Below are 13,659 nucleotides of genomic sequence, written 5' to 3'. Positions count from 1 at the left end.
GCCGCATCCACCCTTTCCTGCCCCCTGAAAATCGCTAGGTTGCGCGAGAACAGACCAAAGGCTGCCCCCATGACCGACCCTCTTGTGATCTTTACCCCCTCTGGCAAGCGCGGACATTTTCCCGTCGGCACGCCGATTTTGACAGCGGCGCGGCAGCTTGGCGTGGACCTTGATAGCGTTTGCGGCGGGCGTGGCATTTGTTCGAAATGCCAGGTGTCGCCGTCTTATGGCGAATTTTCCAAGCATGGCGTCACAGTGCGTGATGACGCGCTGAGCCCGTGGAACAGTGTCGAGCAGCGCTATGACGACATTCGCGGCCTGCCCAAGGGGCGGCGGCTGGGCTGCCAAGCCACCGTGCAGGGCGATATCGTCGTCGACGTGCCGCCCGAAAGCCAAGTGCACCGCCAAGTCGTGCGCAAGGCCGCTGCCGTGCGCGATATCATCATGGACCCGGCGACCAAGATGTATTTCGTCACCGTGGTTGAACCTGACATGCACGAACCCTCTGGCGATCTGGAACGGCTTGCACAGGCGTTAAAGGACCAGTGGCAGATTGAAGACCTGCACGCGCCCTTGCCCGTATTGCGCAAGCTGCAAAAGGCGCTGCGCAAAGGCAATTGGGAGGTCACGGTTGCCCTGCATCGCGGGTCTTTGGATGATCGCCACCAGTTGCTTGATATCTGGCCCGGTTTTCACGAGGGGCGGGTCTACGGCCTAGCCATCGACCTTGGGTCCACCACGATCGCCGCGCATCTGTGCGATCTGCGCAATGGCTTGGTGCTGGCATCCGCTGGCGTGATGAACCCGCAGATCCGCTTTGGCGAGGATCTGATGAGCCGCGTCAGCTATGCCATGATGAACCCCGGAGGCGAGGTCGAGATGACCGCCGCCGTGCGCGAGGCGATCAACGCGCTGACGGTGCAAATCGCGACGGAGGCCGAGATTGAGGCCGAACAGATCCTAGAGGCGGTGTTTGTCTGCAACCCCGTGATGCACCACCTGCTGCTGGGCATCGACCCGGTCGAGCTGGGCCAAGCGCCCTTTGCGCTGGCCACATCGGATGCGATGGCCCTGCCCGCCCGCGACATGGAACTGACGGCGATGAACGACGCGGCGCAGGTCTTTATCCTGCCCTGTATCGCGGGCCATGTCGGCGCGGACGCAGCGGCTGTGGCCCTGTCAGAAGAGCCGGGCAAGTCCGACGACCTTGTGTTGATCGTTGACGTCGGCACCAACGCAGAAATCCTGCTGGGCAATAAAACCCGCGTGTTGGCGTGTTCGTCCCCCACAGGCCCCGCGTTTGAAGGCGCGCAGATTAGCTCCGGCCAACGCGCCGCACCCGGCGCGATCGAGCGGGTCGAGATTGACGCCGCTACCAAGGAGCCCCGCTTCAAGATCATCGGCAGCGATCTGTGGTCCACAGACGCGGATTTCGGCACGCCCCAGATCACCGGCATCTGCGGGTCCGGCATCATCGAGGCCGTGGCCGAGATGCGCATGGCGGGGATTTTGGACGACAAGGGCCTGATTGGCTCTGCCGATCAGACAGGCACTGTACGCTGCGTCGAGACGGGGCGCACCCACGCCTATGTGCTGCACGATGGCACGCAGGCAGGTGGTCCGCTGATCACCGTGACGCAGGGCGATATCCGCGCGATCCAGCTGGCGAAATCGGCGTTGTATGCCGGGGCGCGGCTGTTGATGGACGAAATGGGTGTGGACCACGTAGACCGGATCACGCTGGCCGGCGCCTTTGGCGCGCATATCAGCCCCAAGCACGCGATGGTGCTGGGGATGATCCCAGACGCGCCGCTGGACAAAGTCACATCCGCCGGCAACGCCGCGGGCACCGGCGCGCGGATCGCGCTCTGCTCTGTCGCGGCGCGGCGCGATATTGCGCAGGTCGTGCGGCAGATCACCAAGGTTGAAACGGCAATCGCGCCGAAGTTTCAGGAACACTTCGTCAATGCCAACGCCATCCCCCATGCCACCGACGGCTTTCCCAATCTGATGGGCGTCGTCACGCTGCCGGATGTCAGCTTTAACCTTGGCGGCGGCGGATCGGTGGATGCGGACGGCAAGCGGCGCAGACGGGCGCGGCCGCCGCGCGACTAAATCGACGCAGAACGGCAGCATCGTTAAATTAGCTGATCTAAGGGTCGCGTTGCACAGGCAAGGCGGCCCTTTTTGCTGCTCAATCCACAGGCAAGTTTCGGTGCCAACAGTCCCAGCAGAAGCGGATCGCCCTTGCCTGCCGATCCGTTCGCCCTGCCCCAAATGCGTGAAGCGCAGTGTCAAACACGGCGGGCAGTCACAACAGATCGTCCGGCGGCGAAAGGGGATCGCCCCGCTCTTTGGCAATAAGGCTGCCAGAGTAGCGCACCATCAGACCTTTGGTGATGGGGGCCAGAAGCGCCACATCGAAGTGGAATACCCCGCCGGACACAAACTCGCGCGCCTCTGACGTCGGAAGCAGCCATCGCGGCAAGGGGATTGGGCCGATGCGTCCCGCTGTCACCGGATAGTGCAGCGCGCCGCTGCGCAGCTGCAATCCAATCACGAAAGAGAACGGCCAGAAGACCTCGAGCAGCTTGCCGGATTCGACCGACAAATGAGATTTGAACCGGTGTTGGCCAAACTGGCGCTCCCACGTCTCGCCGTGCGGGGTGACGGTTTTGGTGACCGCCACGGCGACATCAGGCTGCGCGGGCGGAAACCGAAAGACGGCGCAAAGCAGGCGCGGCCACGACCCGCTGCCCCGTAAAACGACGCAGCGCCCTTGCCACCGCGACACCCCCACCGTCTGGTGGATCGCTTTGAGCGCGTCTGGCAAATCTTTAAACTCTGGCCCCAAAACCCGTTCGAGCATGAAGGTGGTTGGCACCTCGTCGCGCTTTGTCGTCACCGCCAGATCAGACATCGCGGCCTCTGCCTCGGCAAGTGTTATCGCCTCTAGCGCGGGGCCAGCGCCGATGGGCAAACTTGAGCGGCGCAGCAAGGCGCGCGCGGGAATGGCGGGGATGTAGGGACCGTCGCCATCCTCGGCAATCAGGGACCAACTGCGGTCCGCGTGCGGGGTCGTGACCGATACGGACATACCGCCCCGCCCGCTGCCGAAAGGGCTAAGTGCGCCTGCCAACCCCTTAAAGACCTGCACAAGCGGCCGCGTCACAGCAAAGGGCCACAGACGACGCAGCCCGGCAAACAGCGCAAGGCCGTACCGCATCACGCCAAGCTCTAACCCCGCGCGAAAGCGGACCGTTTCAGCGCCAAAATGCGCCGGGAACAGGCGCTGGTCTGGCACGGCGATTTGCCAACCTTCCCTGACCAGCCCGCCCGGCAAGGTATAATCAGCCGGACTGGACCAGCCAAAGCCCCGTTCCCACTGGTTGCCGCGCCACAGGGGCATCGGCCGCCCGGCCTGCGACAGGATCGACTGCATCACAGACAACCCGCGCGGCGCGCGGTTGCCGGGCAGGATCGCGGTATCAATGACGCTCGGCACCTCGCCCCCTGCAAGGGCGCGCACGGCGGCGGACGACAGCGCCGGGACCGACGACAGGCCAGAGAGCACGCAAACCCCTGCCGCGCGGGCATCCGTATCCAGCGCCGCAATACCAGCGCAAAAACCCGCATCGTCCGCAAGATCAAGATAGTGGACACCAGCTGCAATCGCCGCGCGGGCCAAACGGTAGGGGTCGTCGCCGTAGGTGTGAAACGGGCCTGCCGCGTCGATGACGACGTCATGCGCCGTCAGCGCCCCCAGATTTTGGCTGCGGTCCATCTGGATAGCCCGGCACCCCAGGTCCGCCGCGCAGGTTTGGGCAGCGCGCAGAGAGCGGCCCGCGATGCAGACATCGTGCCCGTCAATGACCAGCAATTTGGCCAAGCGTGCGCCAAAAACTCCATATCCGCCCAGCAGCAAGACCTTCACCGCAGCAGCCGCTTTTGAAATGCAGGGTCCGGCAGCGCGCACATGTCACCCCTGCCGAAAATGGCATAGCGGTTGCGGGCAAGGCGGCGGTAAAGCCAGTCCCGCAACGGTTTTGGCAGGATCAACAACACCGCAGCCAGCCGCCCCCAGCCGCCAAAGCTGCATGCGGCATGAACCACGGCGTCAAAGTCCTGATGCGCAACGCCGGCATCAATGAAAAGCCACGACGCGGGGTCACTTGGATCAAGCCCATAGTGCCGCATCAGCGCCGCCCCAAGCGGTGTCTGGACGGGGCAGATGCGCACAGTTCCGCTGCGGTCCAAGCGGTGGATCATACGCGCACCCCAACTACAGATCGCGCATTCCGCATCCATCACGGCCAGCGGAGCCGCATCGTCAAACGTCGGAACTTGGGGGTCTAGGCGAAATGAAAATGGCTTGGACATATGACCGCGATTGTCCTGAACAATAGCGGGTTGCGCAAGGGCCATTGCAGCCCGGAGCCATCAAGATCGCAATGGCAGATCGGCGGCTACACTGGGGATATGATTGTCGTGTCGCCGCCGATTGGAGTTTTAACGATCATCGATACACCGCCAAATCGTTCTGCAAGCTTTGGGACCAGATTCCCGCATTCGTCAAATCCACTGAAAGATTATCTCTTTATACGCTTGATGAACTCCATGCGCGTACAATCCCAAATTGAAGGTATGTCTTGGGCGGCATCACGCGCGACAGTATCCTCACCTTCTTTGCAGGCCGTTTCGATATCGCCCAGCAGACCATGCAACCGCTTTGCGCCCAGCATTCCACACATGCCAGCAAATTCATGCGCACGGCTTTGCAACGTTTCAAGCGATTCAGTCTCTATCAGAATTGGAACTTCCTTATCCATGTAGCGGATGAAATCCACAATGCGATCCGAAAATCGGTCGTGTCCAAGCAAATCAGATACTTCGGCGACTTGGGCTTCATCAATAAACGGCTGCATCATGGACGTCAGATCGTTATTGGCAAAGCCGCCGACCGCCGCAGTTCCCGCAAGTGCTGCTTGCAAAGCCGCGCTGTCCAAGGGTTTCAATAGAACGGCCGCCATGCCAGCTGATTGAAATCTGCTACGTTCTTGCTGCGCGGCGTGGGCCGTGACGGCGATGATCGGAGTCTCTTTGTTCAACCCGTCGCCATTCAAAATAGCTTCCGTCGCCTGAATACCGTTAATGCCCGGCATAGAGATATCCATCAGGATCGTATCAAACTTCTTTTGCTTGTCGAACGCGATGGCCGTTTGTCCGCCATCGGCTGTTACAACCGTATGGCCAAGCCGCTGAAGCATTTCTTTTAACAGGCTTCTGTTAATTTCGTTGTCATCCACGACCAGGATATTCAACGCAACATGTGGAGCTTTGGGTGCTGCGCAGGTTTCCTGAGGGGCCGCATTAAAGATATCTGTTTCGCCGACCATCGTGACGGGTAGATCAACGATAAATCGACTGCCACGCCCGAGTTCGGATTCGCACCTGATTTCACCGCCCAATGTATCGACCAACCGCTTGACGATCCCCAAACCAAGGCCCGTCCCGCTGGTGCGACGTTCATATCGATTATCGAGCGACACAAAATCTTCGAAAATACGTCCAATGTCGTCCTCTGGAATTCCCGGACCTTCATCTATGACTTCTAAATGAAGCGAGACTGCGCCCTCAGCCGCCGTGTCATAAAATGCACGAAGGGTAATATCGGCATTTGGGCTGAACTTTGTCGCATTGCTGAGCAGGTTCAGGACAATCTGCTGAATTGATCTTGGGGCAGTCAGAATAAGGCGATCGTCTAGCCCAACCTGATCAATATGAAGCGTCGATCCCGATGCTTCGGACAGGGGTCTCATAAGGTCTACCATGCTGGATGTCAGCGACATGATATCACATGGATGAAATCTATGATCTTCGGTATCGGCCTCGGTGCTTTCAATCGTAAGAACGTCGTTGATGTGTCCTAAAAGGATCCCACCTGACGTAAGTGCAGCATTCAGAAAACCTTGCCGTTTGGCATCTAGCTTACCGTCGTCAAGAAGATGGATCGCCGAAAGAAGCCCGTTTAAAGGCGTGCGCATCTCGTGGCTCATGACTGCGAAAAAACGGGATTTTTCGCGGTAAGCTTGAAGGGCCTGATCGCGCGCATGAAGGATATCTGCTTCTTTTTGCACTTTGTCGGTAATGTCGCGCACATAGGCTACGAAGATTGGACCTTCGGTCGTCTCGGCCAGCGTCACGGATAGTTCTACAGGGAAAAGACGCCCCGTCTGATCTATCATTTCCGCCTCTAGACGCCCTTTCTCTGCAACGTGCAGAATCCCGGTTTCCCTAAAGGCATCAAGTCTTTTTTGCTGAAATTCACGCCCCTCTTCAGGAAATAGAATATCAACAAAACTCCGTCCGATAGCGACGTTTTTAGGCACACCAAAGATGTCCACGGCCGAGCCATTGAAATCGCGGATAATGCCATGGTCGTCGAAAACGACAATTCCATCAAGAGACGCCCGCAGCGTCGTCGCCAGCCGAAGCTGGGTTTCATGTGCTTCAATCGACTTTCGCTTGAGGGTCCTTTTCTGACACCACAGCCGAAGGAACATTCCGACAAGCAAAATTGCAACGAGAACAACGATAAACGCGAGTATCCCGATCAGCCTGATAATTTTCTGGCGTTCGGCTTCTGAAATGTCTGCTGCTTGCGAACGAGATGTTATAGAAATTTGCCTTGGAAGGTCTTCAATTTCGACGAGCGCACGTTCGAAAATGTCAAGATCGGTCAAAAGACGCGCATTCCCGGCCTCGATCAAAGGCAGTTGACGGTCTAATATATCGCGCAAAAGGGTGATGTCCGGCTGCGACACCGTGTTGTTCTTTACCCGGCCCACGATGTCGGTGCGACTGTACAACATGTCGAAATGTTTGCGTAAATTATCTAGGTCCGCGTCAGTCCCAGAACGCGCCACTTCAATCGCACGCCGCGTCTTAAGATACTCAACTTCCAGCTGCGAAAAAACCCACGCCGCATTATCCTGCTGCGCACTTCCGATCGCTTGAATTTGGAACCAAACACTCGCCCCAATAGGCGCAGCGATGGATGTACCAACGACGATCGCTATGGCTGAAAAGTAGTTAGAAATCTTATATCTTGCCTGGGGCATGTATTCGCTAAACATCAGCTATCCTGCAAACTATCGATTTATTTCAAGGCGGTCTAACTGCCAGATTGAACGATTATATATCGTTTTGGTCTGATAGGCCCGATCACTGTCATATGGATAGACAATCCAAAGCGGCCCCTTCTCGCGGCGCAACATCGGTTGACCATTGTTAGAATATGCAACCACAGGCCCATTTTCGACGACATCCGATACCGGGAAATCAACTTCATATTCATTGATTGCCGTGGCTTTGATTGTACCTTCAGTCACGCCCAACGAGTCCAACAATGCTTGAACCGCAACGCCTTCAAACACTTGCAGCCCATCTGTCCAGATTGTCGTCGTTTCAATGGTCGAAACCGGAAAGTCCTTTAGGTCATCCAAACTGAACTCGTGCCTGACCTCATCAACGGTTACCGTAAGTAGCACGTCCTGTGCGCTTGCAATCGTCGCATAGCCTGCCATACAAAACAGCGCGCCGATCGCCGTCGCATTCCAAATCCGTCCCATTTTCATTGATGCCCTTGGTGCTTTTTGGTTATTTATTAACCTTAGAGCTAAGCCCTTCGCTAAACGAGCGCCACGAAGGCTAGCTGTTATATACTGCCGTATAGTTAGCGGAAACAGCGAGTATACTCATGGTAAACACACGTTAAGGAGTGTTCTTTGTAGGTACCCTGTTGTAGCCTAACCAAACGATATTTGATTTCGGTCACGTGGAGGACTGCGATGCCCCTGAAAATTTTGATTGCCGACGACCATGACATGGTGCGCGAGACGATTGTCATGTTCCTAGACGCCGACGGCGCGACCGTTTCCCGCGCAGCGAGCACGCTGCAAGAGGCGCTGCAAATGATCGAAACCGACGGCCCGTTTGACCTGGTTCTTCTTGACTACACCATGCCTGGCATGAATGGATTAGAGGGATTGAAGACTGCTATAAAAGCCAATGGTGACAAGCCCGTAGGTCTTATCTCTGGCACCGCGACGCGTGTCATAGCGGAACAGGCTTTGGCCCTTGGCGCGATCGGCTTTCTGCCAAAAACGCTTCCCGCAAAATCGCTCGTCAACGCCGTCCGCTTCATGGCCGCCGGTGAAACCTATGCCCCCGTCGACTTTATGTCTGGCAAAGATGATCCCGACGAAACCGATTTCGAAAAGGATCTGTCAGACCGGGAAAAGCAGGTCCTGCGCGGGCTTTTGAGTGCCAAATCCAACAAGGAAATCGCGCGCGATCTTGATCTTCAAGAGGTGACGATCAAGCTACACGTCAAGACGCTGTGCCGCAAACTCGACGCGCGGAACAGAACCGACGCTGCGATGATCGCCCGCAGCGCCCACTTTGTTTAACGTCACGGCTATGGAGCGACAGTAGCATCAACGTCGCGTTTGCGTTCGTCGATGCCAGCTGGTGGATCTTTTCGTTTGTCATCAGGACCGTTTGGGCCTTTGCCATCGTCACGGTTTCAGCAAAGCGATGTCCGCTTCATGATCCACCCTCCAGTGGGACCGGGCTCTGGCCAAAGGTGACCAGATAGCCCCAAGGCTGTGGCCTGACTGGCTTTACGTTTTTACGCTAAACCAGCTCTAGGTCTTTTGCGATCATGCACGCATGGCTGCGGCTGCGGGCTTCGATTTTCAAAAAAATCGATTTCAAATGAACCTTGACCGTCGCTTCCGCAATACCAAGGAATTCTCCTAGTTTTTTGTTGCTGTGCCCCTCGCAAAGAAGCGCAAGCACATCGAACTCTCTTGGGGTTAAGCAACGGAATTGTTTAACATTATTGTTCGCATGATGCGATGTGTCTTCGAAAAACCGACCACCGGCCAGCATGATGCCAACGGCGTCAATGAAGCCACTTGGCCGAATGGACTTGCTGATAAAACCAGACGCACCCAGCAGGTTAGCCTTAGACGGCATGTTAAGCGATTCAGACGATGTTAAAAACGCTATGGGGGCGTCAGGCGCAGCATTTTTAATCTTATAGAAATTATCGAAATTTGACGCGTTTGGCATGTAATAATCAAGCAGGATCAAATCAAAATCCGGCAGCGCGTTTATTTTGCGGCAAGCTTCCTCTGATGTATTGGCAGAATCGACACTCGCCCCATATGTTGACAGATTGTAGATTATGATATCGCAAAACAATGCATGATCATCTATGGCGAGTATCCGTTTTCCTGATAGACCAGATATTTCCTGCGGGAATTTTATTATTGAATTCATCTCGGACCTCAAAGGTAGACCTACCTTACCTATATACTTCAATTCCAGTCAGAGGTATCTTCATTAAGGTTACTCTCGGGTCAAAAAGGGATATAACAACTACTATTTAGATAAATAAGATTGCGACCTCAAGAGTTGTGCGCAAATTTATTATTCTTTTATCGGATGATCCGAATCCCACTTTCGTAGGGTCCGTCGATCAAAGAGCGGTGCGGAACTGGGCACAGCTGTTCACATCGACTAATGGATTAAGCGACCTCAGCGAGGTCCCTAAAAGGACTAGCATTAATCATAGTTGCTCAGCATATAACGCAGCGCAGAAACGCAACGGGCTGCTAACTATCTGAATAAATACTGTGAGGCGTTAAGTACCAATACTATTGGCGAGGGTCAGCATTTATAACGCTGACGGTCGTGGCCAACTATTTCTGGCTAACCAGAAAAGTGCGGCATTAAAACGCACATCGCCAGACCAATGGCACCCTCTATTTACTTATGCTGGCGCTAGGACGCGGCTGGGTCGGTTCTGACCCTGGGCACCCTGCCCCGGCATTCGGTATCACTGGCGGTAAACAGCCTATATAGTCGTTCGCAGGACCGGTTGTGTCCTGACCCCTCATCCCGTGCAAAGGGAGACGATAAGTGATCAAATTCTACAAAGGCGCACTGGCGCAACTGGATCAGCTAAGATGGAAAGAGGCGCATCAAGAACTATAACAGTTGCTTAAATCCGAATAGGCTAAGCTATTTCGCATGCGAGTCTCAAATCTAGCTCTCAGGCTTCAAGTGCGCGGCGCGATCATCGATTGCGACATCATGCCTCGTCTTGAAGTCCCGAGAACCGTAAGAAACATACATTTGCACAAGGGGAAACATTTCTACCTGTCAATACATTGAAACCAGATTCAATCTTTGACACCATCATGTCGTCAGCGCAGCGAAAACAAAGACTACCGCTGTTGGAATTAAGAAGTTTTTCGAACTGGCACCTGATCGATCGGGAACAACCATATCAATAACGGCATCCGACATCGAGGATCTACGCCCACGCGCCAATTTCCGAGGCCCGAAACGCTTTGGATCAGTTAGAGAAGAGAGAGCTTTCAATCGGCCTTGCTGTGCAGCCATTCTATAGTCGTTCATTTTAGTGCGCTCCTGTTTCAACCAAACCTTACTTAGTTAAGATACACCTAAAGTCATAAATTTTAGGAGTCGCCAAAAGCATCCATAACGGCAGCAAAAGTATCCAGTTATATCCCTTCGGGTTAGGCGGCCTCTACTTTCGAACCTTGCACAGCAATTATTCGCATCAGATCAGGCGCTTCATCGAAATTTACGCTGCTGCGCAAATCTAGCGGTGGAATTGCGTCGAGAATCCGAAGTGGCCGCTGATGCGCACAAGCGATCCGACATCTCTCACCAACAAGCGCACGCGCCGATCACCTATGATGAAGCGCTGAAGCCCTGCCGGTCAATTTCGGACTGATGCGATACAGAAATGACGTAGTGCGCCATCCCCTCCCGAAAGACAGGCAGATCACAGATTTTGCGTGGCAGGCTACGCCACCAAAGCGTCAGCGCGATGATTTGCCCGGCGAATGCCATTAAGATCTGATTGGCCGACACCTGACGCCAGCATACGGCCCCGGCGCACCGGCTGACCACTCTCATGCTTGGCAAGAAACCGAGTGTCAGATCAAGAGCGTCACTTCACGTGTTTATGCTCCACTCGGCGCGTCTGGCTCGTGTTTCACCGCGGTATCGACGAACAGACATGGAGTAAAAGAGTGGTCGCAGGCCGCGTGATGCACCGTTGTAACCTCATCCGCCTGGTCAGATCCCGAGTGATCTGCAGATTGGCACCGTGCCCGCGGTGCAGTCACTTCCGGGCAGGACTTCGGACCAGTGGCAGTCACGACCTCATTCCGCCACGTAAGAGTGCCGAGCCGTGGAACCCGCGTCCAGCCTAGGCGGTCGCCGGAAATGCGGCGCTCAGCGCGTCGACAAATCTAGGCACGGCGAGAAATTCAGGCAAGACGAAATAGCGGAACGGAAGGGGTGACCACCGCCGGAGCTGCGTCAAGCCAAAGATACATAGCAGGAAACGATTGGTCTGTAATTGAAAGGCCGTGAGGATTCTAGCGCGCGCCGCGGTCATGAATGGCGACACAGCGCTGGCCATAGCCGTCAAAAAACCGCAGCGCGTCTGAGGAAATGGAGAACAGTTCAGCAGCCCATTTATGCAGTAGCATTTCGCCAATTTTATTGGCCCACCGCTGCAATCAGCATATTATAAAAACTATCACTAATGAAAAAGAAAGTTTTCGGCCTCACAGAAATTCGACCAGGTCATAGCGTCGTCAACATCTACGAGCATACGCTCATTCGTTGCATTTACTTTTACAGTAAAATACAGATTTCCACTAATTGTTGTAGCCCAGGCACTAATATCATCTAAGGAAGTGACATTATCATAATCGACGAAGTCAATAACGTCAGAACCCACGGTGAAATCTGTTATGACGTCAAGCTGCCGGTTCTTTTGAGCCCAAGTCCCATTCAAATCATCCCAATCTACCATGTCGCCATTTTTGAACTCGAATACATCCGCGCCAACGCCGCCAGACAAAATATCTGCCTCTATACCGCCAGAAATACGATCGTTACCGTCTTGCCCGTATAGAATATCGCGACCCATACCGCCAAAAAGTTGGTCGTTTCCGTCACCACCGATTAATCGGTCATCACCATTATCACCGAAGACAAAATCATCGTCATCCAAACCTTGGACGACATCGTTGCCATTTCCGCCATAAAGGCGGTCATTATGGTCGCCGCCATAAAGGCGATCGTTGCCGCTACCACCAAATACTCTATCAGCACCGAACCCGCCGACGACAATGTCATCGCCATTTTGGCCGACCAGAAGATCTGCAGCTTCGCCGCCATAAATTCGGTCATTGCCGGAACCGCCATAAATCCGATCGTTTCCGGCACCACCGCCTAATATGTCTGCTCCGTGGCCACCCGATAGCAAGTCATTGCCACTCTGACCAAGCAATCTGTCATTGCCGGTGCCACCAAAAAGGCGATCATGATCCGCACCGCCAGCAAGATAGTCGTTTCCATCATCACCGCTCAGCGTATCTGCGCCAGAGCCGCCAAATAATTTATCGTTCCCATTCTGACCAGCCAAACGGTCGGCACCATTTTGGCCATATAGGCGATCTGCGTCATCGCCGCCGTATAGATTGTCGTCGCCATCACCGCCAACCAGCCAATCGCGCCCGTTATTCCCGATCAGTAGGTCGTTTCCATTAGCCCCAACAATGACATCATTATGCAGCCCGCCGTCGATCCTATCGTTGCCGTTGCCGCCAAAAAGCTTGTCGGAACCTGTGCCGCCATTTAAAGTGTCGTCACCATCTTCACCATATACGGTATCATTGCCGCTGCCCCCCCAAATCTGATCATTGCCTTGGTACCCGCGCACAACGTCATCATTCAGACCCGCAGCAATCAGATCATCCCTTCCGGTCCCTACAATTCTTTCAAGAACGTCGGATGTATTCACGTCAACATCGTTAATTGTTATGCCGTTGGTCGCGGCAATCCCTGTCGGAACAACGTTTTGCGGGTCGACATATGGAACGGTCTTGAGTTTTGAAAAATCAGGAAGCTGAGCTCTACTAATGAAATGGCTTTCCTGAGCGCCCGAGTTTGCGCCCCCATTGTTGTTCATATCGACGCGAGCGCCTTCGAATGCGTAAAAGATGCTCCCTCCCGCAGGGGTGGTGATAAGGATCCACTGCTGCGGCTGCGATCCTGCATCGTTGTGAGCGCCATTAAACTCAACAATGCGCACGTTTGTCGGAAGGTTATTTAGATCAATGGCCTGACCTTCGATCCGAAGTGTATCTCTTTGTGAATCGAAATCCTCGATCCGGCCGACAATGACGCTTGAAACTTCATTGATGTTCTTGAAGTTAATCGTGTCGTTTCCGCTTCCCGTCCTCACATGATGACCGTGTGAAAAACTTGTTATTTTTGAAAACTGCAGGTTATCCCAATTATTCTGATCCCGGCTTCCGCTGGCATCAAATGTATGAATCTGTCCAGTTCCATTTTGCGCGATATGCGTTCTTGTCAACATTATAGGCACCCCACCTAGTTTATCTCAAAGCAATCAATTAAAATTTATAATATGATTGCTATATTCAAAGTTGGCCTGCAGGGCGGGGATAAGAGGAAACCGCCATGTAATTCAAGCTGTGCTTATGCGTAATCAATCTAAATTTTTAGAGGTAGTGC

The 13,659-nt window shown here is 54.5% G+C and carries 8 protein-coding genes; 2 read left to right on the top strand and 6 right to left on the bottom strand.

The window, feature by feature from the left end:
• The first annotated feature begins 69 nt into the window (after positions 1-69).
• Positions 70-2,115 carry an ASKHA domain-containing protein gene (locus KBW81_RS06510; protein WP_254248750.1) on the top strand — a complete coding sequence of 682 codons (2,046 nt, stop codon included), beginning with the start codon at positions 70-72 and terminating at the stop codon, positions 2,113-2,115.
• Positions 2,116-2,311: 196 nt separating this feature from the next.
• Here KBW81_RS06510 and KBW81_RS06505 read toward each other — a convergent pair whose 3' ends face one another.
• The 4 genes from KBW81_RS06505 to KBW81_RS06490 form a co-directional block, all read right to left on the bottom strand.
• Complete coding sequence (locus KBW81_RS06505; protein ID WP_254248749.1) at positions 2,312-3,976, bottom strand: SDR family oxidoreductase; 1,665 nt, start codon at positions 3,974-3,976, stop codon at positions 2,312-2,314.
• Positions 3,931-4,380 (bottom strand): thiol-disulfide oxidoreductase DCC family protein, encoded by a 450-nt coding sequence (locus tag KBW81_RS06500; protein ID WP_254248748.1) that lies wholly within the window; start codon positions 4,378-4,380, stop codon positions 3,931-3,933. Before KBW81_RS06500 ends, KBW81_RS06505 begins: the two co-directional genes overlap by 46 nt.
• A 209-nt stretch (positions 4,381-4,589) precedes the next feature.
• Positions 4,590-7,136, bottom strand: a complete 2,547-nt coding sequence (locus KBW81_RS06495) for a PAS domain-containing hybrid sensor histidine kinase/response regulator (RefSeq protein ID WP_254248747.1) — start codon at positions 7,134-7,136, stop codon at positions 4,590-4,592.
• 15 nt (positions 7,137-7,151) lie between these two features.
• Complete coding sequence (locus KBW81_RS06490) at positions 7,152-7,637, bottom strand: putative pterin-binding protein (protein ID WP_254248746.1); 486 nt, start codon at positions 7,635-7,637, stop codon at positions 7,152-7,154.
• Positions 7,638-7,850: 213 nt separating this feature from the next.
• On the opposite strand from KBW81_RS06490, the gene KBW81_RS06485 reads away from it, so the two are divergent.
• A complete protein-coding gene (locus KBW81_RS06485; protein ID WP_254248745.1) occupies positions 7,851-8,471 on the top strand; it encodes a response regulator transcription factor in 621 nt (206 codons plus the stop codon).
• A 226-nt stretch (positions 8,472-8,697) separates the two neighbouring features.
• Here the strand turns inward: KBW81_RS06485 and KBW81_RS06480 are convergent, their stop codons facing one another.
• Positions 8,698-9,360, bottom strand: coding sequence for a response regulator transcription factor (locus tag KBW81_RS06480; RefSeq protein ID WP_254248744.1), 663 nt, complete (start codon positions 9,358-9,360; stop codon positions 8,698-8,700).
• A 2,293-nt stretch (positions 9,361-11,653) separates the two neighbouring features.
• On the bottom strand, positions 11,654-13,501 hold the full coding sequence (locus KBW81_RS06475) for a calcium-binding protein (RefSeq protein WP_254248743.1): 1,848 nt from the start codon (positions 13,499-13,501) through the stop codon (positions 11,654-11,656).
• Between the last annotated feature and the right edge of the window lie 158 nt (positions 13,502-13,659).

Origin of the sequence: Loktanella salsilacus (assembly GCF_024206795.1) — a bacterium.
Lineage (GTDB): Bacteria > Pseudomonadota > Alphaproteobacteria > Rhodobacterales > Rhodobacteraceae > Loktanella > Loktanella salsilacus.
The sequence above is the reverse complement of the archived record's forward strand: the minus strand, read 5'-3'. Positions and strand labels throughout refer to the sequence as shown.